Source organism: Paracoccus shanxieyensis (assembly GCF_009711265.1).
GTDB lineage: Bacteria > Pseudomonadota > Alphaproteobacteria > Rhodobacterales > Rhodobacteraceae > Paracoccus > Paracoccus shanxieyensis.
Map to the genome: position 1 here is coordinate 140,396 of NZ_WMII01000010.1, position 23,828 is coordinate 164,223.

Annotated in this window: 22 protein-coding genes and 1 tRNA gene; 14 read left to right on the top strand and 9 right to left on the bottom strand. The window is 65.0% G+C overall.

Annotated elements, in window-relative coordinates; translation table 11 throughout:
• Positions 1–9: 9 nt before the first annotated feature.
• A complete protein-coding gene (gene ptsP / locus GL284_RS12260; protein WP_155044916.1) occupies positions 10–2,253 on the top strand; it encodes a phosphoenolpyruvate--protein phosphotransferase in 2,244 nt (747 codons plus the stop codon).
• Positions 2,254–2,344: 91 nt separating this feature from the next.
• Here ptsP and GL284_RS12265 read toward each other — a convergent pair whose 3' ends face one another.
• The 7 genes from GL284_RS12265 to hutI form a co-directional block, all read right to left on the bottom strand.
• Positions 2,345–3,838: an HAL/PAL/TAL family ammonia-lyase gene (locus tag GL284_RS12265; protein ID WP_155044917.1), complete on the bottom strand. Its 1,494-nt coding sequence runs from the start codon at positions 3,836–3,838 to the stop codon at positions 2,345–2,347.
• Positions 3,831–4,652, bottom strand: a complete 822-nt coding sequence (locus tag GL284_RS12270) for a quaternary amine ABC transporter ATP-binding protein (RefSeq protein WP_155044918.1) — start codon at positions 4,650–4,652, stop codon at positions 3,831–3,833. The genes GL284_RS12265 and GL284_RS12270 overlap by 8 nt, the downstream gene beginning before the upstream one ends.
• Positions 4,653–4,655: 3 nt before the next feature.
• Positions 4,656–5,495 (bottom strand): ABC transporter permease, encoded by an 840-nt coding sequence (locus tag GL284_RS12275; RefSeq protein WP_341870362.1) that lies wholly within the window; start codon positions 5,493–5,495, stop codon positions 4,656–4,658.
• A gap of 69 nt (positions 5,496–5,564) precedes the next feature.
• Positions 5,565–6,593 (bottom strand): ABC transporter substrate-binding protein, encoded by a 1,029-nt coding sequence (locus tag GL284_RS12280; protein WP_155044920.1) that lies wholly within the window; start codon positions 6,591–6,593, stop codon positions 5,565–5,567.
• 105 nt (positions 6,594–6,698) lie between these two features.
• Positions 6,699–8,378, bottom strand: coding sequence for a urocanate hydratase (gene hutU, locus GL284_RS12285; protein WP_155044921.1), 1,680 nt, complete (start codon positions 8,376–8,378; stop codon positions 6,699–6,701).
• Positions 8,379–8,382: 4 nt separating this feature from the next.
• Positions 8,383–9,204 carry an N-formylglutamate deformylase gene (gene hutG / locus GL284_RS12290; RefSeq protein WP_230383044.1) on the bottom strand — a complete coding sequence of 274 codons (822 nt, stop codon included), beginning with the start codon at positions 9,202–9,204 and terminating at the stop codon, positions 8,383–8,385.
• Entirely contained in the window at positions 9,197–10,399 is a 1,203-nt protein-coding gene (hutI, locus tag GL284_RS12295) for an imidazolonepropionase (RefSeq protein ID WP_155044923.1), read from the bottom strand. Before hutI ends, hutG begins: the two co-directional genes overlap by 8 nt.
• A 96-nt stretch (positions 10,400–10,495) precedes the next feature.
• Here hutI and GL284_RS12300 point away from each other — a divergent pair, with 96 nt between their 5' ends.
• Both GL284_RS12300 and GL284_RS21900 read left to right on the top strand, forming a co-directional pair.
• Positions 10,496–11,854, top strand: a complete 1,359-nt coding sequence (locus tag GL284_RS12300; RefSeq protein WP_155044924.1) for a formimidoylglutamate deiminase — start codon at positions 10,496–10,498, stop codon at positions 11,852–11,854.
• Complete coding sequence (locus tag GL284_RS21900; protein ID WP_341870361.1) at positions 11,851–12,552, top strand: GntR family transcriptional regulator; 702 nt, start codon at positions 11,851–11,853, stop codon at positions 12,550–12,552. The genes GL284_RS12300 and GL284_RS21900 overlap by 4 nt, the downstream gene beginning before the upstream one ends.
• Before the next feature lie 280 nt (positions 12,553–12,832).
• On the opposite strand, the gene GL284_RS12310 is transcribed toward GL284_RS21900, so the two are convergent.
• Both GL284_RS12310 and GL284_RS12315 read right to left on the bottom strand, forming a co-directional pair.
• Positions 12,833–12,909, bottom strand: a tRNA-Arg gene (locus GL284_RS12310).
• Between the two features lie 103 nt (positions 12,910–13,012).
• Complete coding sequence (locus GL284_RS12315) at positions 13,013–14,437, bottom strand: sensor histidine kinase (protein WP_155044925.1); 1,425 nt, start codon at positions 14,435–14,437, stop codon at positions 13,013–13,015.
• Positions 14,438–14,678: 241 nt separating this feature from the next.
• Here GL284_RS12315 and rpmH point away from each other — a divergent pair, with 241 nt between their 5' ends.
• The 11 genes from rpmH to GL284_RS12370 all read left to right on the top strand — a co-directional run bounded on the left by rpmH (position 14,679) and on the right by GL284_RS12370 (position 23,310).
• Positions 14,679–14,816 carry a 50S ribosomal protein L34 gene (gene rpmH, locus GL284_RS12320; RefSeq protein ID WP_036742148.1) on the top strand — a complete coding sequence of 46 codons (138 nt, stop codon included), beginning with the start codon at positions 14,679–14,681 and terminating at the stop codon, positions 14,814–14,816.
• 29 nt (positions 14,817–14,845) lie between these two features.
• Complete coding sequence (gene rnpA / locus GL284_RS12325) at positions 14,846–15,286, top strand: ribonuclease P protein component (RefSeq protein ID WP_155044926.1); 441 nt, start codon at positions 14,846–14,848, stop codon at positions 15,284–15,286.
• Entirely contained in the window at positions 15,283–15,519 is a 237-nt protein-coding gene (yidD, locus tag GL284_RS12330) for a membrane protein insertion efficiency factor YidD (RefSeq protein ID WP_155044927.1), read from the top strand. The genes rnpA and yidD overlap by 4 nt, the downstream gene beginning before the upstream one ends.
• Before the next feature lie 51 nt (positions 15,520–15,570).
• Entirely contained in the window at positions 15,571–16,464 is an 894-nt protein-coding gene (ttcA, locus tag GL284_RS12335) for a tRNA 2-thiocytidine(32) synthetase TtcA (RefSeq protein ID WP_155044928.1), read from the top strand.
• A 60-nt stretch (positions 16,465–16,524) separates the two neighbouring features.
• Positions 16,525–17,808, top strand: a complete 1,284-nt coding sequence (locus tag GL284_RS12340) for an EAL domain-containing protein (RefSeq protein WP_155044929.1) — start codon at positions 16,525–16,527, stop codon at positions 17,806–17,808.
• 177 nt (positions 17,809–17,985) lie between these two features.
• On the top strand, positions 17,986–19,908 hold the full coding sequence (gene yidC, locus GL284_RS12345) for a membrane protein insertase YidC (protein WP_155044930.1): 1,923 nt from the start codon (positions 17,986–17,988) through the stop codon (positions 19,906–19,908).
• Positions 19,905–20,669 (top strand): MOSC domain-containing protein, encoded by a 765-nt coding sequence (locus GL284_RS12350; protein WP_155044931.1) that lies wholly within the window; start codon positions 19,905–19,907, stop codon positions 20,667–20,669. The genes yidC and GL284_RS12350 overlap by 4 nt, the downstream gene beginning before the upstream one ends.
• The gene (gene yihA, locus GL284_RS12355) at positions 20,666–21,316 is read left to right on the top strand and encodes a ribosome biogenesis GTP-binding protein YihA/YsxC (RefSeq protein ID WP_155044932.1); all 651 of its coding nucleotides are present in this window, start codon (positions 20,666–20,668) and stop codon (positions 21,314–21,316) included. The genes GL284_RS12350 and yihA overlap by 4 nt, the downstream gene beginning before the upstream one ends.
• An 81-nt stretch (positions 21,317–21,397) precedes the next feature.
• Positions 21,398–22,297, top strand: a complete 900-nt coding sequence (gene argB, locus GL284_RS12360; protein ID WP_155044933.1) for an acetylglutamate kinase — start codon at positions 21,398–21,400, stop codon at positions 22,295–22,297.
• A gap of 101 nt (positions 22,298–22,398) precedes the next feature.
• Positions 22,399–22,917: a SixA phosphatase family protein gene (locus GL284_RS12365; RefSeq protein WP_155044934.1), complete on the top strand. Its 519-nt coding sequence runs from the start codon at positions 22,399–22,401 to the stop codon at positions 22,915–22,917.
• 159 nt (positions 22,918–23,076) lie between these two features.
• A complete protein-coding gene (locus GL284_RS12370) occupies positions 23,077–23,310 on the top strand; it encodes a YjiS-like domain-containing protein (RefSeq protein ID WP_230383043.1) in 234 nt (77 codons plus the stop codon).
• Positions 23,311–23,828 lie beyond the last annotated feature (518 nt).

Below are 23,828 nucleotides of genomic sequence, written 5' to 3' on the forward strand. Positions count from 1 at the left end.
GAGGATCGGTTGGCCGAACGCAAGGACAGCGACTCGCGCAAGCTGCTGGGGCGGCTGCGCGAGACATTGGCAGCACCGGGTGGCGGTCAGGACCGTCTGGACCAGATCACCCATCACATCGCCGATTCCATGGGAACGCAGGTCTGTTCGATCTATCTGTTCCGCGATCCCGAAACGCTTGAGCTTTGCGCCACCGAAGGGCTGAAACCCGAGGCGGTGCATCAGACCCGTCTGCGTCTGGGCGAGGGGCTGGTCGGCCGCGTGGCGCGGTCCGGGCGGCATGTGAACACCGCCAACGCCCCGGCCGAGCCCGGTTTCCGCTATATGGCCGAGACGGGCGAGGAGGTCTATTCCAGCTTTCTGGGCGTACCGATCCAGCGTGTCGGGGAAAAGCTGGGCGTGCTGGTCGTGCAGTCGCGCGACGCCCGCCAGTTTTCCGAAGACGAGGTTTACGGCCTTGAGGTCGTCGCCATGGTGCTGGCCGAAATGGCCGAGCTGGGCGCCTTTCTCGGCACGCAATCCGACAGCCTGCCCTCGGCGCATCGCTTCCCGACCGCCTATCGCGGCGCGACCGGGCAAGAGGGCGTGGCCGAGGGCCGCGTCTGGCTGCATGAGCCGCGCGTGGTCGTCACCAATCCGGTGGGCGAAGATCCCCTGAAGGAAAAGGCCCGGCTGAACGAAGCCGTGGCCATGCTGCGCACCACCGTCGACAGCCTGCTGGCGGCAACGGATATGGGGCGTGGCGACGGGGCCGAGGTCATGGAGACCTATCGCATGTTCGCCCATTCCCGCAGCTGGCTGCGCCGGATGGAGGAAACCATAGATCTGGGCCTGTCCGCCGAGGCTGCGGTGGAAAAGGAACAAAGTCAGGCGCGGGCGCGGCTGGAAAGCGCCGCCGACCCCTATCTGCGGGACCGGCTGCACGATCTGGACGATCTGTCGAACCGGCTGCTGCGTATCCTGACCGGGCAGGGCAGGGATACCGGGGCCGAGATGCCGGAAAATCCGATCCTGATCGCCCGCAATATCGGCCCGGCCGAATTGCTGGATTACGGGCGCAAGCTGAAAGGCGTGGTGCTGGAAGAGGGCTCGGTCGGCAGTCATGCCGCCATCGTCGCCCGCGCGCTGGCCATTCCTCTGGTGATCCATGCCGAACGCATCACATCCGAGGCGCTGAACGGCGATACGATCCTGGTCGATGGCGATATGGGCATCGTGCATCTGCGCCCCGAGGAATCCGTCGCCAATGCCTTTCGCGACAAGATGGCCATGCAGGCCGAGGCGCAAAGCCGTTATGCCGGGCTGCGCGATCTGCCCGCCACGGCGAAATGCGGCACCACGGTCGCGCTGTATATGAATGCCGGGCTGATGGCCGATCTGCCCAGCCTTGAAAGCTCAGGCGCCGAAGGCGTCGGGCTGTTTCGCACCGAATTGCAGTTTCTGGCCCGCACCCGCGTGCCGCGCCGGGGCGAGCTTGCCTCGCTGTATTCGCGGGTGCTGGAAAATGCCCATGGCAAGCCGGTGATGTTTCGGACGCTGGACATCGGGTCGGACAAGGTGCTGCCCTATATGAAGCCGCAGGACGAGCCGAACCCCGCGATGGGCTGGCGTGCGATCCGCGTCGGGTTGGACAAGCGCGGCGTCCTGCGCATGCAGTTGCAGGCGCTGATCCGCGCCTCGGTCGGGCAGCCGCTTTATGTGATGTTCCCCTTTGTCACCGAGATGCAGGAATTCGAGGAAGCCCACCGCCTGCTGATGGAGCAGATCGCGCGCGAACAGCGGCTGGGGCACGCCACGCCTTCGGATGTGCGGGTGGGGGCGATGCTGGAAACGCCGTCGCTGGCATTCGCGCCGAAGAAGTTCTTCGAGATGTGCGATTTCATCTCGGTCGGCGGCAATGACCTGAAGCAGTTCTTCTTTGCCGCCGACCGCGAGAATGAGCGCGTGCGGCGGCGCTATGATACGCTGGCGACATCGTTCATCAATCTGCTGGAGCAGATCCTGCAACGCTGCGACGATGCGCGCGTGCCGGTGTCCTTCTGCGGCGAGGATGCGGGGCGACCCATCGAGGCCGTGACCTTTGCCGCGCTGGGGTTCCGGCGGCTGTCCATGCGCCCGGCCTCGATCGGGCCGGTGAAGCATCTGATCCGCCGCGTCGATCTGTCCGAACTGAAGCGCGTCATCGACGCGGCCCGCGATGCCGGAGAGGTGAACCTGCGCCGCACCATCACCGACTGGCTGGCCCGGCAGTAAGGCCGGGGTCGCCATCACGCAAAAGCCGCCCCGAAGGGCGGCTTTTTTCCAAGTGCATGGCGGCTGTCGCGGACCTGGCAGACCAGCCCGGTCAGAGCGGCGCGTCGCCATTCTGGGCCGCGATCAGACCGGCCATGGTCATGATGTCGCGGTTCAGCGGCCGGTCGTCGGCATAGAACGGCACCGCCTTGCGCACCCAGTCGTGCAGGCGCTGCAACGGCGCGCCAAGGCTGACGGTCTGCGTGGACAGCTCGGCCGCCTGTGCGGCGCAAAGCAGTTCGATGGCAAGGATGACGCGCAGATTGGCCACGATGCGCAGCGCCTTTTCGGCGGCGGGCGTGGCATGGGGCAGCACGTCCTCTTGCAGGGCCGAGGTGATGCCGCCGTCAAGGCTGGCGGGCAAGGACAGGCGGCGGTTTTCGCTGACCAGCGACACGGCGGTGTATTGCGCGATCATGAAGCCCGAGCCTACGCCGCTTTCCGCAGACAGAAACGCGGGCAGGCCGCTGACCAGCGGATTGACCAGCCGGTCGATGCGCCGTTCCGACGTGGCCGCGATCTGCGCCACCAGAATGGCAAGCTGGTCCATGGCAAATCCCATGCCCGATCCGACCGCATGGGCCTGGGAATAGACCTGCGGCTGCTCGGTATCGCCGCCGATCAGCGGATTGTCGGTGGCGCTGCGCAGTTCTTCGTCGATCACCTGCGCGATCTGGGCCAGACCGTCGCGCGCGGCGCCATGGATCTGCGGCACGGCGCGCAGGCTCATCGGATCCTGCGTGCGGATGATGCCGTCGTGATATTCGGTCCCGGCAACGGCGGCGCGGATGCGGGCCGCCGTGTCGCGCAGCCCTTGGGACTGGCGCAGGGCCATGCCCTCGGGGTCGAAGATGTTGCTTTGACGGCCCAGAATGCCCTGACAGAACCCCGCCGCCGCATCGGCCCAGTCCAGAAGCCGGACGGCCTCGGCATGGGCGATGCAGGCAAGCCCGGTGGCGCAGGGCGTGCCGTTCACAAGGCTCAGGCCTTCCTTGGCGCGCAGGACCAGCGGTGTCTGGCCCACGCGGTGCAGGGCCTCGGTGGCGGGGATGCGGCGGTCACCATCCATCACCTCGCCCGCGCCGATCAGCACAAGGCCGATGGCCGCGGCATGGGTGATATAGCCGACCGAGCCGCGCGACGGGATGACCGGCAGCAGATCGGCATTCAGCAGCGCCAGCAGGGTGTCGACGACCTCGGGTCTGATGCCGGACCGGCCATGCGCGAAATTGTTGATCTGCGCGGCCATGACGGCGCGTGCCTGAACCCGTGACAGGGGATCGCCGACACCGCAGGAATGGCTGAACAGGATGTTATGCGACAGCCGGCTTTGTTCGTCGGGGCAGACGATCACGTCGCACAGCGCGCCGACGCCGGTATTGATGCCATAGCCCCGGATCTCGCGCTGGATGATCACGTCGACAATGGCGCGCGCCGTGCGGATGCGGGCCGCTGCCGCCGGCGACAGGGCCAGCGGCGCGCCCTGGGCGACACGCACGATCTGCGCCGCCGAAAGCGGCGCGTCCAGCAGAACGGTTTCAGGCATGAGATCTGCTCCGGCCCTGAACAAAGCGGGCAACATAGTCATTGGCGGGCTGGTTCAGGATCTGGTCCGGCGGCCCGACCTGTACCAGTTCGCCATCCTTCAGGATCGCGATCTGCGAGCCGATATGCAGAGCCTCGTCCAGATCATGCGTGATGAAGACGATGGTCTTGGCCAGATCGCGTTGCAGCATCAGCAGCTGATCCTGCATCTCGGCCCGGATCAGCGGATCCAGCGCGCTGAAGGCTTCGTCCATCAGGATCACATCGGTATCGGCCGCCAGCGCACGGGCCAGACCGACGCGCTGCTTCATGCCGCCCGAAAGCTGGTCGGGATAGCGGTCCTCATGGCCTGACAGCCCGACGGTGGCGATCCATTTGCGGCCGATGGCTTCGGCCTCGGCCTTGGGCGTGCCGCGCACCGACTGGCCATAGATCACGTTCTGCATCACCGTGCGGTGCGGCGCCAGCGCGAAGCTTTGAAACACCATGCTGACGCGATGCGTGCGGAACTTGCGCAAGGCTGCGGGATCCAGCTTCAGCACATCGGTATCGCCAAAGACGATCTCGCCCGCCGTGGGCTCGATCAGGCGGTTCAGGTGGCGCACGAGCGTCGACTTGCCCGAGCCCGACAGCCCCATGATGACGAAGATTTCGCCCGCCGGGATATCTAGGCTGACATTGTTCAGCCCGACGCCGCAGCCGGTCGCGGCAAGGATCTCGGCCTTGCCGATGCCTTGGCGCGCCATCTCCATCGCCTTCTTGGGATTGTCGCCGAAGACCTTGTAGACGTTTCGGATCTGGATGTTACTGGACATGTGTTATCTCCGCTTGCGGCCGAAGCCCTGCGTGATGCGGTCAAGCACAACCGCCAGAATGACGATGCCCAGCCCGGCTTCAAGGCCCAGCCCGACATTCAGGGTCTGGATGCCGTTCAGGACGGATTCGCCCAACCCGCGCGCCCCGATCATCGAGGCGACGACGACCATGGACAGGGCCATCATGATGGTCTGGTTCAGGCCCGCCATGATGGTCGGCATGGCCAAGGGCAGTTCGGTGCCGAACAGGATCTGGCGCGGATTGGCGCCGAATGCGGTCGCGGCCTCGACCACCTCGCGATCGACCTGACGGATGCCCAGATCGGTCAGGCGGATCAGCGGCGGCACGGCATAGATGATCGTCGCCAGCACCGCAGGCACCTTGCCCAGACCGAACAGCATCAGCGCCGGGATCAGATAGACAAAGCTGGGCATGGTCTGCATCACGTCCAGCACCGGCATGGTAATGCGGCGGAACCAGTCCGATTTGGCCGCAAGCACCCCCACCGGAACCCCGATCACCACCGAGATCAGCGTGGCCATCAGCATCAGCGCCAGCGTCTGCATGGTCTGATCCCACAGCCCCAGCACGCCCACCGCAAACAGCAGCACGCCCACAAGGATGGTGATCGTCACCTGCCGCGTGCCAAACCATGCCAGCGCCATGAAGACGATGATGATCGCCCACCATGGCGCCCCGCGCAGGCCGCTTTCGATGACCAGCAGGACATTCAGGATCGCCGAAGAGATGCTGCGAAAAACCGAGCCGTAATTGGTGACAAGTGCGGTAACAAACTGGTTGATCGGCTCCTGTATCGAGATACTCAAGCTGTCAGGAAACACGTTCCGGCACTCCTTATGCTGGATTGCGAAGATGCGGGCGGCCCGTGTCGGGGCCGCCTCTGGCAAGGGTTATTGCAGGGCGGCCTGAATCTTGGATTTTGCCTCGGGGCTGACCCATGTGCCCCACAGATCCGATTTCTCTTTCAGGAAATTCTCGGCGGCGGTCGCGGCATCGGCCTTGTTGTCGACCATATAGGCCAGCGCAAGGTTCAGCTCTTGCAGCGGGAAGCTGGCTTTATCCAGCACCTCGATGATCTCGGGGGCTTCTTTGGCAAACTCGGCGTTGACGCCATAGGCCACCTCGATGGGCTTCACCTCGCAGACGCCGTCGCGGTTGCTGCCACCGGCGGCAATCTGGGCGCGGCACTCATCGCTGAATTCCGGCGCATCCAGCCGCACCAGATCATATTTGCCCATGATCGCCGTGGGCGACCAGTAATAGAACAGGATCGGCTGCCCCTGCAGATAGGCCGAGGTGATCGCCGCATCCAAGGCCGCCGCGCTGCCGGGACGGAAGTTCACATAGGCGTCCTGCATGCCGTAATCGGTCAGCTTCTGCGTCGATTCACCTTCGCAGGTCCATCCGAACGGGCAGTTCAGGAAACGGCCTTTCGAGGGTTCCTCGGGGTCGCTGAACAGCGCGGCGATCTTGGGATCCTTGAGTTGTTCAACGGATGTCAGATCCGGGGCTGCCGCGGTGATATTGCGGGCGGCATCGCCCTTGATGACATAAGAGGGCACGAAAAAGCCCTCCATCGCGCCCTGAATGGTGTCACCGATATTCAGCACGGTGCCCTGTTCGACCGCCGTTTTCCAGACTTCGCTGCGACCCACCCATTCCTCGGCAAAGATCTGGATGTCATTGGTCGAGGTCGCCTGTTCCAGCGTCACCGAATTGCCGGGGATGGTGTCGGTCTTGCAGTCATAGCCGTCTTTCAGGATCGTCTCGACCACGCGGGTGATGAAATCGCCGCTTTCCCATGGCAGGCCCGCGAATGTGACGGTGTTGCCGTCCGAGCAATACGAGGCATTGGCCATCGCAGGCAGTCCGACGACGGGAAGGGCGGAAAGGGCAAGTGCGGCCAGATAAGGCTTCATGGGATGGGTTCCTGTTGGATATCTTGCACAAGGTCGATGATCGGGCCACGGCGCGCGTTTTCGCGTCTTCTCGTGGCCCGACACCAAGAGGGGGCAGCGCCCGGGTTACAGAATGCCGGGCAGGTTCAAGCCATGCTCGCGCGCGCAGTCCAGCGCGATGTCATAGCCTGCATCGGCGTGGCGCATGACGCCGGTGGCGGGGTCGTTCCACAGCACGCGGGCGATGCGGCGGTCGGCGTCCTCGGACCCGTCGCAGCAGATCACCATGCCGGAATGCTGCGAGAATCCCATGCCGACGCCGCCGCCATGATGCAGCGACACCCAGGTCGCGCCCGAGGCGGTGTTCAAGAGCGCGTTCAGCAGCGGCCAGTCGGAAACCGCGTCCGAGCCGTCCTGCATCGCCTCGGTTTCCCGGTTGGGCGAGGCGACGCTGCCGCTGTCCAGATGGTCGCGGCCGATGACAACCGGGGCTTTCAATTCGCCATTGCGGACCATTTCGTTGATGGCAAGGCCCGCGCGATGCCGATCCCCCAGCCCGATCCACATGATCCGCGCCGGCAGGCCCTGAAAGGCGATGCGTTCCTGCGCCATGTCCAGCCAGTTGTGCAGATGATGGTTGTCGGGGAACAGTTCCTTCATCTTGGCATCGGTTTTCAGGATGTCTTCCGGGTCGCCCGACAGCGCCGCCCAGCGGAACGGCCCGATGCCGCGGCAGAACAGCGGCCGGATATAGGCGGGCACGAAGCTCGGAAAGGCAAAGGCGCGCTCAAAGCCCTCTTCCAGCGCCATCTGGCGGATATTGTTGCCGTAATCGACGGTCGGGATGCCCGCATCGCTGAAGGCGACCATGGCCTCGACCTGCTTGCGCATCGACTTTTTCGCCGCGGCCGCGACGGCCTTGGGTTCGGTCTGCTGACGCGTGCGCCATTCGGCGACGGTCCAGCCCTCGGGCAGATAGCCATGCACCGGGTCATGCGCGCTGGTCTGGTCGGTCACGATGTCGGGGCGCAACCCGCCGTCATTCATGCGGCGCAGGATGTCCGGGAACACCTCGGCGGCATTGCCGATCAGCGCCACGGATTTCGCCTCGCCGGCCTTGGTCCAGCGTTCGATCATCGCCAGCGCCTCGTCAAGGCTGTGCGTCTTTTCATCGACATAGCGGGTGCGCAGGCGGAAATCGGCGCGGGTCTCGTCGCATTCGACGGCCAGACAGCAGGCCCCGGCCATCACTGCGGCCAGAGGCTGGGCGCCGCCCATGCCGCCAAGCCCGCCGGTCAGCACCCATTTGCCCTTCAGATCGCCGTTGTAATGCTGGCGCCCGGCCTCGACAAAGGTTTCATAGGTGCCCTGAACGATGCCCTGCGTGCCGATATAGATCCACGAGCCCGCCGTCATCTGGCCGTACATGGCCAGGCCCTTCTTGTCCAACTCGTTGAAATGATCCCAGTTCGCCCAATGCGGCACTAGGTTCGAGTTGGCGATCAGTACGCGCGGCGCGTCCTTGTGGGTCTGGAACACGCCAACCGGCTTGCCCGATTGCACCATCAGGGTCTGGTCGTCTTCCAGCTTGCGCAAGGCATCGACGATCAGGTCGAAATCCTTCCACGTCCGGGCGGCGCGGCCGATGCCGCCATAGACCACCAACTCATGCGGGTTTTCGGCCACATCGGGATGCAGGTTGTTCATCAGCATCCGCAAGGGCGCCTCGGTCAGCCAGCTTTTCGCGGTGATCTCGGTGCCCGTTGCCGGGAAGATGTCGCGGATGTTGTGACGGGGGTTGTCCATGGGTTCAAGCCTTCAGTTCGGCGGCAAGCGCCGCGAGTTTCGTCAAAATCGCTTTCAGCGGCACGCGCAACGCTTCGGCCTTCTGCGCGTCATAGGCAAAGGGCGGGGCTTCGGACGCCAGATGCGTGGATTGCGCCAGTTCCATCTGGATGGCGTGGACGCCGTGGTCCGGCTGGCCGTAATGCCGCGTGGTCCAGCCGCCCTTGAATCGGCCATTCAGAACATGGGTCCGGCCCGTCGCGGCTGCGATCTCTTGCGTGGCGGCCTCGATGGCCGGCGCGCAAGAGCGCCCGCTGTCGGTGCCGATGTTGAAATCGGGCAGGATGCCGTCAAACAGGAACGGGATATGGCTGCGGATCGAGTGGCAATCGTAAAGGATCGCCACGCCGTGCCGGGCGCGCACCCGCGCGATTTCAGCCGCCAGCGCCGCGTGATAGGGCGCGTGGAACCGGGCCTTGCGGTCGGCGATGTCGGCCTCGGTCGGTGCCACGTCCCAGATCGGCTGGCCGTCGAAATCGGTCAGCGGCACAAGGCCCGTGGTGTTCTGGCCGGGATACAGGCTCGCATCGTCGGGGCCGCGATTGGCGTCGATGACATAGCGGTGAAACGTCGCCCGCACCGTGGTCACGCCGGGCAGCAGCCCGTCATACAGCCGCTCGATATGCCAGTCGGTATCGGCCAGCACCCGACCCCGCGCGTTCAGCGCCGCGCGGATGTCTTCGGGCAGAAACGTCCCGGTATGCGGCAGGCCAAGGATGACGGGACTATCGCCTTGGACGACCTCGACGGGCGCGGGATCCGAGGTTTCAGGGTTCAGGTCAGACAAGATCGCCTCCGAAGATGCGGGCATGAAGCGGGTTGAAGCCGATGCGATAGGTCAGCTCGGCCGGGTGATCGACATTCCATATCGCCAGATCGGCGCGCTGCCCGGCGGCCAAGGTGCCGCGATCCGACAGACCCAGTGCGCGCGCGGCATGGGCGGTGACGCCCGCCAGACATTCCGCAGGCGTCATGCGGAACAGGGTCGCCCCCATGTTCATCGTCAGCAAAAGCGAGGTCAGCGGCGATGTGCCCGGATTGCTGTCGGTCGCCAGCGCCAAGGGCACGCCCGCGTCGCGCAGCGCCTGAACCGGCGGCAATCTGGTTTCGCGCAGCGTGTAAAACGCGCCCGGCAGCAGCACCGCGACCGTGCCCGCCGCAGCCATGGCGTCGATGCCGTCCTGCCCCAGCCATTCCAGATGGTCCGCCGAAATCGCGCCGCGCCCGGCCGCCATCGCCGCGCCGTGCAGGTCTGACAGCTGTTCGGCATGCAGCTTGACCGGCAGCCCCAAGGCGTGGGCGTGATCAAAGATCGCCGCCATCTCGTCGCGGCTGAAGGCGATGCCTTCGCAAAAGCCGTCCACCGCGTCGATCAGCCCTTCGGCATGGGCAGCGTCCATGCCTGCGATCACCACATCGCGGATATAGCCCGCGCGGTCGTCCTTGTATTCGGCGGGCAGGGCATGTGCGGCCAACCATGTGGTTTTGATATGGATTGCACGTTTTTCCCCGATCTGCCGCGCCACCCGCAGCATCTTCATCTCATCCGCGACGGTCAGGCCATAGCCCGATTTGATCTCCAGCGTGGTGGCGCCCTCGGCGATCAGATGGTCGACGCGGGGCAGGGCGCGGGCCAGCAGTTCCGCGTCATCCGCCGCGCGGGTGGCGTTGACGCTGGACAGGATGCCGCCGCCAGCGCGGGCGATTTCTTCATACGAGGCGCCTTCCAGCCGCATTTCAAACTCGCGGGCGCGGTCGCCGCCAAAGACGATATGCGTGTGGCAGTCGACCAGACCGGGCGTGACCAGTCGCCCGCCCAGATCCTGCAAGGCAGCACCCGCATAGTGCTGCGGCAGATCCGCCCGCGCGCCCACCCAGGCGATTCTGTCATCCTGAATCACCAGCGCGCCATCCTGGATCAGGGCGTAACCGCCTGATTTTTCGGTCATGGTGGCGATCTGGGCATTCGCAAGAAGCTGCATCGGCTGTCGTCCCGGATTGATTTCTCATTCGTTCTATGTCTAAACTTAACGGATCTCTATGTCTAAACTTATTTTGACGCAGAAAAGGGCGGCGTGATGGAAAAGATCTGGGCAGAGCGGGCTTTGCTGCCTGAAGGATGGGCAGAAAATGTCTGCGTAACGGTCGATCAGGGCCGCATTTCGGGCGTGGAAACCGGCGTCACGGGCGGCCCGCGCGTGGGTCTGCTGCTGCCTGCCATGGCGAACCTGCACAGCCACGCCTTTCAGCGCGCGATGGCCGGCCTTTCGGAAGCCAAGGGCCCCGAGCCGCGCGATACGTTCTGGACATGGCGCCAGATCATGTATCGCTTTCTGGACCTGCTGACGCCCGAGGATGTCGAGGCGATCGCGGCGCTGGTGCAGATGGAGATGCTGGAGGCGGGCTATGCCACCAATGTCGAATTCCACTATCTACACCATCGTCCCGGCGCCGGGCATTATGACAATATCGCCGAGATGGCCGCCCGCATTTCCGCCGCCGCCCGCCGCACCGGCATCGGGCTGACCCTGCTGCCGGTGCATTACCAGTTCGGCGGCGTCGACCGCCGCGCGCTGGCCCCCGGTCAGGACCGGTTCGGCACCACCCCGGAGGAGTTCCTGCGCCTGCTGGACGGTGCCGAGGCCACGCTGCGCGACCTGCCCGCCGATGCCGGGATCGGTGTCGCGCCGCACAGTCTGCGCGCGGTTTCGCCCGAGGGGCTGGCGATCTGCACCACGCTGCGCCCGGACCGTCCCTTGCACATGCATCTGGCCGAGCAGATCCCCGAGGTCGATGAGATCAGCGCCGCCTATGGCCGCCGCCCCGTGGAATGGCTGCTGGACAATCAAGCCGTCGACCGGCGCTGGACCCTGATCCACCTGACCCACATGACCGAGGATGAGACCCGCCGCCTTGCCGCGACCGGCGCTGTCGCGGGTCTGTGCCCGATCACCGAATCCTCGCTGGGCGACGGGATCTTCAACGGCACGATCTGGGCGGGATCGCAGGGCCGCTATGGGTTTGGCTCGGACAGCAATATCCGCATCTCGCTGACCGAGGAGATGCGGACGCTGGAATACAGCCAGCGCCTGCGCGACCGCGGGCGGGCGATCTTGGCTGTGCCGGGAAAAACCACCGGCCGCGTGATCTATGATGCGGGGCTGGACGGCGGCGCGACGGCGGCGGGGCGCGATACCGGCGCGATCAGGCCGGGCCTGTGGGCCGATCTTGTGGCCATCGACACCGCCAATCCGGTGATGGTGGGGCGCAAGGGGGACCAGATGCTGGACAGCCTGATCTTTTCCGGCCATGACGGTCTGGTCACCGACACATGGTCGGCGGGCCGTCATGTGGTGAAAGACGGCAGGCATATGGACCACGACGCGATCATCGCCGACTATATGGCAACGATCAGCCGCCTTGAGGACCGCATGTGACCGAACGAAGCTCCAGCAAGGCACAGGCCATCACCAGCGAAGTGCGCCGCCGGATTGCGGACCGCGAATGGCGGCAGGGCGACCGCATCCCCGATGAGGCCGAACTGGCCGTAGAATTCGGCGTCGCCCGCGCCACGGTGAACAAGGCCCTGCAATTGCTGGCCGAAGAGGGGCTTCTGGACCGCAAGCGCCGGGCGGGGACACATGTCACGCTGAACCCCGCCCACAAGGCCACGCTGACCATCCCCATCGTGCGCGAGCAGATCGAGCAGGCGGGGATGGAATACAGCCACCGCGTCATCGCCCAGAAGCTCAGCCCGCTGCCCGCCGATGCCTCGACCCGCATGGCCCTGCCCGAGGCAGCGCTGCTGATCCATCTGCGCACCGTGCATTATGGGGACGGCAAGCCCTTTCAGGTCGAGGATCGCTGGATCAACCCGCAGGCCGCGCCGGGCGCCGAGGCGATCGATTTCCAGCGCATCAACGCCAATGAATGGCTGGTGCGGAATTTCCCGTGGCTGCGCGCCGACATGGCGTTTTCCGCCGAGAACGCCAATGCCCGGGATGCCCGGCTGCTGGAAACCCGGCAGGGCACGGCGCTTCTGATCCTGCAACGCACGACGTTCAACGACCTTGGCGCCATCACCTCGGCCCGGCTGGCGTTCCATCCCGGTTACCAGATGTTCGCCACGTCCTGAGGGGCGCGGTCAACGCCGGGACATATTGGACGGGATTGCTTCCTGAGGTCTTCATTGGGCGAATAAATGCCTGAGCCAACGCGCTGGCTGCGCGTCTGATCCGGCCTTGTGCGGCCTGGGGCCGCCGGTGCTGGTCAACAGCAGAAGCAAGCTGTCAGGATGACACCCCCAAGGGGCCTTGGTCTTGGCCGCGCCGAAAAGGCCGGACATGCCAAACAGCGACACGAGGAAATCTCGCGCCGCAGCGGACTTTTTTTCCGGCAATTTACAGGGAGATAAATGGCGGACCCAGAGCGATTCGAACGCCCGACCCCCAGATTCGTAGTCTGGTGCTCTATCCAGCTGAGCTATGGGTCCGCTGTGAGGCGGTTATCTAGAGATAGTGCCGGGGGGGCGCAAGGGCGAAAATGAAGATTTTCCAAAAACGCCCGAAGTTTCGCCTTGGGCCTGAAAAGCCCGCTTAATCTGCATCCGCGCGCGCCACGCTGCCGGCAAGTTCGCGGGGCAGGTGCAGGCAGAATTGCGTGCCCTCTTCGTCGCTGCGCAGCAGTTCCAGACGGCCGCCGTGATTGCGCACCAGATCGGCGGCAATCGCCAGACCAAGCCCGGTGCCGCCCTTGCGCGACCCGCCCGAAAAGGGCTGGAACAGGAAGTCGCGCGCCTTCTTTGGCAGGCCTGGGCCGGTATCGCCAACGCGGATGAACCATTCCTGTTCGTCCTCACCGGCACCGATTTCGATGGTGCCGGGCTGGCGGGTGGCCTCGATCGCCTGCCGGGCATTGCGCGACAGGTTCGACAGCACGCGGAACAGCTGATCGCGATCGGCGCGGATCATCAAGCCTGCGGGCACGTCGCTGAGAAACTCGATGGGCGCGTTGCCATCGACGCTTTCGGCGGCCAGCGCCTCGGCCTCGGTCACCTCGGCGACCAGCGCCGACAGGTTGAAGCGCGACAGCGACGGCGCCGGTTCTTCGGCCTTGCCGAAGGCCAGCGTGGTTTCGCACAGGTTCACCGCGCGGCTGATCGAATTGACCAGTTTGGGCGCGGCGCGGCGCACGGCGGGGTCTTCGCTGGTTTCCAGCCGGTCGGCGAAAATCTGCGCCGTGGTCAGGATATTGCGCAGATCATGGCTGATCCGGGCCACGGCCTGCCCCAGCTGCGCCAGCCGCGCCTTTTGCTTCAGCGCCGACGTCACCGTCGTCTGCATCGCCGCCAGCGAGGTTTCGGCCTGCCGCAGTTCCGCCAGTCGGGCCGAGGGGGTGATGATCAGCCGCGCATCCTCGGGGGCATTGGCATAGGCGGTCATGTGGCTGATGACGCGGCGGATCGGCACCAGCAACATGCGCTGCGCCGCGACGTTCAGCAAAAGCGCCGTCAGGATCGAGAACGCCGCCGAGATCAGCAGCAGGCGCAGGCCGTAATCGATCATCTCGGTCCGCAGCTGCTTGGTGTCGGTAGTGATTTCGATCAGCTGCCCGGCCTGGTTCACCGGCGCGCCGATGACCCGGATCACCCGGTCGTCAGGGTCGGCCAACTGGCGCATGGCGTCGCGGATCGACGCCCAGAAGGGCTGTTCGCGCAGATCATAGGTCGCGGCGATCGGGCCGGGGATGGGCGAGGACAGCACAAGCTGGCGCACATCGTTGCGCCGCAACACCACGTTGAAGACGCCCGCATTCTCCAGCAGTTCCGATTCCAGATCGGATGCCAGCGATTCATCGGTCGCCAGCAGCGCAAGGCTGGCGATCTGCGCGCGCTCAAGCCGCGATTCCAGAAAATCCAGACGATAATTCGCGATCGATGGCAGCAGGATCAGCAATTCGGCCAGAAGCACGAAGATCCCTGTCAGGAGCGCGAATCGCCCGGAAAGGCTATTCAGGGACATGTCGACCTTTGTATTCCACCCGAAATTCGTGGCTGCATCATCCACATAATGGCTGCGGCGTTGCAGTTCAAACATGCGTGACTGCGGAACGGTTCCCGCCCGCGCAACTTCCGCCGAAAAGACCCGACAGGCGGTTGACTCAGGTCCGGGCTGCGACTATGCAGCGGGTCTCGAATAGACCGGCGCGTCTTGCGTGGGCTGAGTGCCCATACCCTGACACGCCTTGACCCGGAGTTTGAAGATGTCGAAACGCACTTTCCAGCCGTCGAACCTGGTTCGCGCCCGCCGTCACGGCTTCCGCGCGCGCATGGCGACCAAGGGTGGCCGTCGCGTGCTGAACGCGCGCCGCGCCAAGGGCCGCAAGTCGCTCAGCGCATAAGTCTTGCGCCGCAAGGCGTAGGAGCGCTGATGGATCAGGCCGCCGAAAACGCCGCCGCTGACCGGGAAAGCCATATTGGCGAACCGGACAGGGCGGCTTCCGGCATTTCAGGGCATGACATGCCGCTGAAGCCGGAGATCCTGCGCAAGCGGGCAGATTTCCTGCGCGCCGCGCAGGCCCGCAGGCAGGGGGCGCAGGGCTTCCTGTTGCAGGCCCGCCGCCGCGATGATGGCAGCAATGCCGTCCGCGTGGGATTTACCTGCTCGAAGAAGATCGGCAACGCCGTGATGCGCAACCGCGCCAAGCGGCGGCTGCGTGCCTTGGCGCATGACATCCTGCCGGGTCTGGCGGTGACGGGCTGGGATTATGTGCTGGTCGGTCGCCCCGGCGTCACGGTCGAGCGTGATTTCACCGATCTGAAGCGCGACCTTGAACAGGCGCTGTCCCGCATCCACGCGCCGCGCAAATGACGCCGCTGGCCCATATCGTTGCGCTGCCGGTGCGCGCATATCGGCTGGTCGCCAGCCCTTGGGTCGGGCATGGCTGCCGCTTTCAGCCCACATGCTCGGCCTATGCGCTTGAGGCGCTGGAACGGCATGGCGCGGCCAAGGGCGGCTGGCTGATGGTCCGGCGCGTCTGCCGGTGCCACCCCTGGGGCGGGCATGGCTTCGATCCGGTGCCGGGAACCGAACCTCGGGACTGACGGCGCGGGCGCGCCATGCTATGAAACGGGAATGCCAACAGGATGAATGCCATGCGCGACGAGCTTGACAGCCAGGACGATACGTTTGAGGAAATCCACCCGCTGTTTCGCGGCGCGCCGACCTCGACCGAGTTTCGCAAGCTGCGCAAGCGTCTGGTGCGCGAAACCCGCGCGGCCATCGAAACCTATGACATGATCCGCCCCGGCGACAAATGGCTGGTCTGCCTGTCGGGCGGCAAGGACAGCTATACCCTGCTGGCGGTGCTGCACGAGCTGAAATGGCGCGGCCTGCTGCCCGTCGACCTGCTGGCCTGCAATCTGGATCAGGGCCAGCCCGGCTTTCCGGCGACGGTGCTGCCCGAGTTTCTGACCGACCGTCAGGTGGCCCATCGCATCGAATATCAGGACACCTATTCCATCGTGAAGGAAAAGGTGCCCGAGGGCCGGACCTATTGCGCGCTGTGTTCGCGCCTGCGCCGCGGCAACCTGTATCGCATCGCGCGCGAGGAAGGCTGTCAGGCCGTCGTGCTGGGCCATCACCGCGACGATATCCTTGAGACGTTTTTCATGAACCTTTTCCACGGCGGTCGTCTGGCCTCGATGCCGCCCAAGCTTTTGAACGAAGAGGGCGATCTGAACGTCCTGCGCCCGCTGGCCTTCATCGCCGAGGCCGATTGCGAAAGGTTTTCCCGCGCGATGAACTATCCGGTGATCCCCTGCGATCTGTGCGGCAGTCAGGAAGGCCTGCAGCGCGTGCAGGTCAAGCGCCTGCTGGACGAATGGGAAAGCCGCGCGCCGGGGCGTCGTCAGGTGATGTTCCGGGCGCTGATGAATGTGCGCCCCTCGCATCTGCCCGATCCCAAGCTGTTCGATTTCACGCAGCTTTTTCCATCGGATTTTAGCGATAAACCGCAATCCGACGCGCCGGTGCTGCGCGAACTTTAACGGAACAAAAAGCTTCCTGCGCTTAGTCTCCGGATCAGGAAACATGATTCGGAATGACAGATGGCATACGGTATCGGAAAGGCCGCGCGGTTTGCCCGGCTGATCACGGGCGGCGCGGCGCGGCGGGACACGCCCAAATCCGCGCTGATCCTGCGCGTTGAAAACGGCGACCAGCTGCGCGCCAGCATCGGGCCGGTGCTTCTGGACAGGATGATGGATGTGCTGGCCATGCGGCTGGGCACGGAATTGCGGCTGCTGCCGCGCGGGCGGATGCCGGGCCAGACGGTGCTGTGCGGCCTGCTTGCCGCCCGGACCGAGGCGCTGCCGGGCCTTCTGGCGCAGCTTGGCGCGATCTGCCGCAGCAGCATCGATCTGGGCGATCTGCGCATGACGCCGGTGATCAACGCGGTGATCGTCAGCGATATGGCCGGGGCGGCGGATGCTGCGGCGCTTTGGGCCTATGGTCATCGCGCGATCCGTGCCTGCAGCCCCTTGGCCGAAACCGGGCAGATCCGCTTCGTCGAATATTCCGGCGTGGACAGCCAGCAGGTCAGTCAGGCCGAGCCGCTGTTCTCTCCGGAACAGATCCGCACCTGCTTTCAGCCGCAGCTTTGCTGCGATACGGGCCGGATTCTTGGGCTGCGTGTCGTGGGTCGGGTGGACCATCCGGAACTGGGCGCGCTGGATCTGCACGATCTGCGGATGCGGCTGGATGAACAGACGCTGGCCGAGGTGTTCCGCACCACCTTGCGCCTGTCGCTGGCGGCGTTGCGCGGCTGGGACCGGCTGGGCCGCGATCTGCCATTCGTCAGCCTGTCGATGAGCGATCGCGAACTGGCCGACCCGACCCTGGCCGAGGCCGTGCTGTGGGAGCTGGACCGGCTGGATCTGGCCCCCGCCCGGCTTGAGATCGAGGTGACCGAGCCCATTGGCCGCAGCGGTGGCCGCATGCCGGTGACCGCCAGCCTGCAACGGCTTTCCGCCGCCGGCTGCCGCATCGCGCTGGGGGATTTCGGGACGGGCAGCGCCGGGCTGGATACGCTGCGCATGTTCGGCATCCGCAGGGTCCGCATCGGTCGCGGCTTTGTCGCGGGGTGCGACCACCGCGCCGATCAGCAGCGCATGATCCTGGCCGTGCTGGCCCTGGCCGAGCATCTGAAACTGCAGACCCTGGCCTGTGGCGTGGCGACGCTGGACGAACGCGCGTTTCTTGCGCAGATCGGATTTGACGCGGTCCAGGGCAAGGCGGTCGCTCCGATCCTGTCCGCGACCGAGCTGGACGATTTTCTGCAAAGCCACGATCTGGCCCTGCCGCCGCCCTTCGTCGTGCCGCGCAAGGCGTAAGGGGGCTGTATCGCCGTCAGGAAACCGGCGATGCAATGTGGAAAAAGCCAGATCCGGCAGGCGCGCGCGGGCCTGTCCGCGCCGGGTTTTCTGGAAATTCCCTTGACCTTTGCTGGTCGCTTCTGTTGAAGCGGCGCGAACCCCTTGGGGCATAAGACGACAAAGGGCAGGTTTGGCATGCAAGACAACAACCGCAACCTCATTCTGGCGATGGTGCTTTCGGCGCTTGTCATCCTCGTCTGGTCGTTCTTCTTTGCGCCCGAGCCGACGCAACCGGCCCCGGAAACGGCGCAAAGCCAGACCGTTGACGGCCAGAACGCGCCTGCGACCCCGCAGGCGGCAGGGCAGGGCGGCACCGCGCCGGCCTTGGCGGGCGATGCCGCACCTGCGGCGGACGCTGCCGCCCCTGTGGGTCGCTTCCAGATCGAATCGCCGTCGCTGCGTGGCTCGATCTCGCTTGCGGGTGGCCGGATCGACGATCTGGAGCTGACCGGCTATCGCGAAACGCTGGACCCGAATTCGCCCTTTGTCCGGCTGCTGTCGCCGACCTCGCAACTGGCGCTGAAGGCCGACGGCTCGCCCGTGGCGCCCGGCGGCGATCCGACGGTCACCGTGCAGAAGCCCTATTATGCGGTCTATGGCTGGATGCCCGCGCAGGGCACCGATCCGGCGCTGGTCCCCGGTCCCGCGACCGTCTGGCAGATCGAGTCGGGCGACACGCTGTCGCCGGGCCAGCCCGTGACGCTGCGCTGGGACAATGGCGCGGGCCAGATCTTCCGCCGCATCTATGAACTGGACGACAAGTTCCTGTTCACCGTGACGCAGACGCTGGAAAACACCGGCACCGCGCCCTTTGCCGCAGCGCCCTATGGCATTCTGGCGCGGCACGGGAAGCCCGATACGCAGAACTTCTTCGTGCTGCACGAGGGCGCTGTCGGCATGACCGACGGCAAGCTGCTTGAGGAAAAATACAAGGCCCTGACCGAACTTGATCCGACTGCGGGCGAAGGTCCGGCGCAACTGGTCGATGTCAAGGAAAACGGCTGGGTCGGCTTTACCGACAAATATTGGATGACGACGCTGGCGCCCGCGCCCGGCACGCCCTTCACGGCCGTGGTGAAATATGCCCCCGGTGCCGATATCTATCAGACCGAGACCCGGATGCCGGTCGAAACCGTGGCGCCCGGCGCGACGGCGACAAGCTCCAGCTATCTGTTCGCCGGCGCCAAGGTCTGGGAAACCATCAACGGCTATCAGCAGAACCCGGGCATCGACCGCTTCGTCGACTCGATCGACTGGGGCTGGTTCTACTTCCTGACCAAGCCGATCTTCCGCCTGCTGCACTGGCTGCACGGCTTCATCGGCAATATGGGCTGGTCGATCATCGCACTGACCTTCATCCTGAAAACCCTGGTCTTCCCGCTGGCGCGCAAATCCTACATCTCGATGGCGAAGATGAAGGAACTGCAGCCCGAGATGGAGGCGATCAAGGAACGCGTCGGCGACGACCGGATGAAATACCAAAAAGAGGTGATGGAGCTTTACAAGCGCGAAAAGGTGAACCCCGCTGCGGGCTGTTTGCCGGTGCTGTTGCAGATCCCGATCTTTTTCTCGCTGTACAAGGTGATCTTCGTCACCATCGAGCTGCGGCACGCGCCGTGGATCGGCTGGATCCACGACATGTCCGCCCCCGATCCGACCAGCCTGTGGAACCTGTTCGGTCTGCTACCCTATGCCACGCCGGGCGCTGGCAGCTTCCTGCACAGCTTCACGCTGCCGGTTCTGGCGATCGTTCTGGGCATCTCGATGTGGATGCAGCAGAAACTGAACCCGGCCCCCGCCGATCCGGCGCAGAAGATGATCTTTGCGTGGATGCCCTGGGTCTTCATGTTCATGCTGGGCGGCTTCGCCTCGGGTCTGGTGCTGTACTGGATCACCAACAACTTCATCACGATCGCGCAGCAATACACGATCATGTCGATGCACGGCCACCGGCCCGACTTCTTCGGCAATATCCGCTCCAGCCTGCCGTCCCGCGGCAAGGGGGACGCGGCGGCCGAAAAACCCGCGCCGAAAACCGGCAGCAAGGGCGGTAAATGACCGGATATATCGCGCGGATCCGCCGCCATCCGATCAAGTCGCTGGGGGGCGAGGATCTTGCCCGCACGCCGCTTCACGCGGCCCAGCGGCTGCCGGGGGATCGGGTCTGGGCGATGCTGACCGAGGGCGGCGAACGTCATGCCGGGCCGGGCGACCGTCCCGGCCGCTGGCTTCCCAAGTCCTGCTTTCTGCGCGGCGCGGCCTCGGCCCCGCTGCAGGCCGTCAGTGGCGGCTGGGGCGAGGGGGCGCCGGAAGGCGCGCTGACGCTGAACCATCCGGCTCGTCCGGCGCTGCGTTTCGACCCCGAAACGCAAGGCGATCTGCTGCTGGATTGGGTGCGCCCGCTTTGGCCCGACGACAAGCCCGCGCCGACGCGGCTGGTGCAGGGGCCGACCGGCTGGACCGATGTGAACCAGCCGTGGATCTCGATCCTGTCGCTTGCCAGCCTGCGTGATCTGGAACAGCGTCTGGGCCAACGGCTGGGGATCGAACGCTGGCGCGCGAACCTGTGGGTCGACGGCTGGGACGCCTATGCCGAGCGTGATCTGATCGGGCATATCCTGACCATCGGCGGGGTCGAGTTGCGCGTGACCGAGACCATCGGTCGCTGCCCGGCGACCAGCGCCAATACCGACAGCGGCCAGATCGACATCGACATGCCCGAGGCGCTGCAGGCGCAGTTCGGACACAAGGATTTCGGCATCTATGCCGAGGTCGTCACCGGCGGCCAGATCGCCTTGCAGGACAGGATCGCGGCATGAAGGTTGCCTTTCCCATCGCCCCGGAGCCCGATCCCGAAGTGGCCGAGGCGGCGCGCAAGCTGTTTGCGGGCCCGGTCGATTTCCTGAAAGGCGTCGTCGCCATGGACGGCCTGCCCCCGGCGGACCGCCCCGAAGTGTGCTTTGCCGGACGCTCGAATGTCGGGAAATCCAGCCTGATCAACGCGCTGACCGGGCGCAATGGTCTGGCGCGCGCATCGAACACGCCGGGCCGCACGCAAGAGGTGAACTATTTCACCTTGGGCGAACAATCCTATCTGGTCGACCTGCCGGGCTATGGCTTTGCCAAGGCGCCCGTCGCGGTCGTGGCGAAATGGCAGGCGCTGCTGAAGAATTATCTCTCGGGGCGGCCGACGCTGCGGCGCGCCTTCGCACTGATCGATTCGCGCCATGGCGTGAAGGACGTGGATCACGAGATCATGCGCCTGCTGGACCGCGCCGCCGTGCCGTTTCAGGTCGTGCTGACCAAGGGCGACAAGATCGGCCGCGACGCGATGGACGCGACCGTGGCGCAGGTCGCCGAGGCGCTGCAAAAGCACCCCGCCGCCTATCCGGAAATCGTCATCACCAGTTCGGACAAGGGGCAGGGCATCGCCACGCTGCGCGCGATCATCGCCGGGCTGGACTAGCGCCCGATCCTCTGGACCTTCGGGCGCAACGGTCCTAGGGTCCATCGCAACGAACAGGGGTCCATCATGAGAAAGCAGAACATGAATCGCGACTTTATGGCCACCGCCCGCACTTTGTCCGAGGCACTGCCCTATATGCAGCGCTATTCCGGCGCGGTCGTGGTGGTCAAGTTCGGCGGGAATGCCATGGGCGACGACGCGGCAATGGCCGAATTCGCCAGCGACATCGTGCTGATGAAGCAGGTTGGCATCCATCCGGTCGTCGTGCATGGCGGCGGCCCGATGATCAACGATCTGCTGCAGAAGCTGGGCATCGAAAGCAATTTCGTGCGCGGCAAGCGCGTCACCACCCGCGATACGGTCGAGGTGGTCGAGATGGTGCTGTCCGGGCTGGTCAACAAGCGCATCGTGCAGGCCATCAACGATGCGGGCGGGCGCGCCGTCGGCATCTCGGGCAAGGACGATGACATGATGGTCTGCGAAGCGGACGATCCCGAACTGGGCTTCGTCGGTCGCCCGGTCGAAATGAACGTGCAGATCATCCGCGACCTCTACAATGCCGGGCTGATCCCCGTCATCGCCCCCGTGGCGACGGGGATGGCCGATAATGAGACGTTCAACGTCAATGGCGATACGGCTGCCGGGGCGATTGCCGGGGCGCTGAAGGCCGATCGTCTGTTGCTGCTGACCGATGTGTCGGGCGTCAAGGACGGCACGGGCGAGGTGGTGACCCAGATGCATCCCGATCAGGTGCGCGCGATGATCGCCGATGGCACCATCGCGGGCGGCATGATTCCCAAGACCGAAACCGCGCTGAAGGCCGTGGACGAAGGCGTGCGCGCCGTGGTCATTCTGGATGGCCGCGTGCCCAATGCCACGCTGCTGGAGCTGTTCACCGAACATGGCGCGGGCTCGCTGATCCGCACGACCGAGCCTCGGGTCAAGCCGCACGGGCTGCGTCAGGGCGTCAGTGAGCTTTGATCCGCGACCGGGGAACCGGGAATGGAATCGACCCTTGCGAGCCTGCTTAAAGCTGTGGCAGGCTGCGGCCTAATTCCTCTTTCGGTCGCAAAGGCTATTGCATGACTCCGCTTGGACACTGCCGACTGATCCTGACCCGTCACGCGAAATCGTCCTGGGACGATCCGGGTCAGCCCGATCACGACCGGCCGTTGAACGACCGTGGCCGTCGCTCGGCCCGGGCGCTGGGGGATTGGCTGGCCAGCCGGGGATATGAGCCGGAAGAGGTGCTGTGTTCGACCTCGCAGCGCACGCGCGAAACGTGGGAGCGGGTGGCGGTTGCGCCCTTGGAAGTGCGCCCGCGGATCCGGTTCGAGCCGAAGCTGTATCACGCCAGCCCCGATCAGATGCTGAACGTCCTGCGCAGCGCCGAGGCGCCGACGGTGATGATGCTGGGCCACAACCCCGGCATTGCGGAATTCGCGGCGCTGCTGCCCGCCCGTCCGCCGATGGATCCCGATTTCCGCCGCTATCCCACTGCCGCGACGCTGGTGGTGGATTTCCAGATCGACGACTGGTCCGATGTTCAGGCGGGGCAGGGCAGCGTTCTGGACTTCGTGCGGATCGACGGGCGCGACTGAACCGGCGCAGTCGCCGCCCTGATTTCATTAACCTTGCTTGACCAATCCTGCCGTCGGATGCTTCGGCGGCATAGCTGCATTGTCGAAAGCCCCTCTGCTCATGCCGCGCCGCAGCATTTATGTTAGCGCAAACGGACCCAACACAGCAGGAGCAAGACGATGACCCTGACCGCCACCAATATCGACCGCCGCGACGAAGCTGGTCTTGTCGCATTGCTGCGCCGCAGCCTTGGCGCCTATATGGCAGGCCGCCGCGCGGCCATGCGCACCACCGAAGAACTGAACAGCCTGCGCAGCCGCGATCTGGCCGACCTTGGCATCAGCCGCCATGACATCCCGGCGCTGGCAAACGATGTCCGCCGCAAGGCCGTCGCGAAGTTTCTGGCTGCCTAAGCCGAAACGGCTTTCTTCAAGCGAACGCGCCGCCAGCCCTGCAAGGGGCGGCGGCGCTTCTTTTTGCACAGGGTCAAAATGCCGAAAGCCGGTGCGCTTTTAGGGCACCGAATGACGCTTCAGCCGCTTGATCGATGAATCGCCGATTGCCTGATGATTGGTGTGGCGTATCTCTGGCTCAGAGGTCTCTATCACAGCCTGAATCCCGTTCGGTCCATAGCAGTCATGCGCAGGATCCGGTTCCTGCGTGGCGGCGTGGGCGAAGGCGGTTGTCCAATCTGAATGTGCAGCACCTTGATATGACGACCGTGTGGCTTGCAAACTTCCTGCTGCGGCAATTCGAGGCGACGCCCGGAGCAAACGTCCAACAGGCCAACTTATGTAACCCTGACTGATAGTGCCCCGCGGCGTGGTGTAGGAGCGCCGACCCTCGGAGAGGTCAGGGCTTGTTCAGGTGGCCACGGCGGGCAGCCTGACGGTTGGATTGTCGGTCACACGGGCGAGCGTTTCAAGGCTCA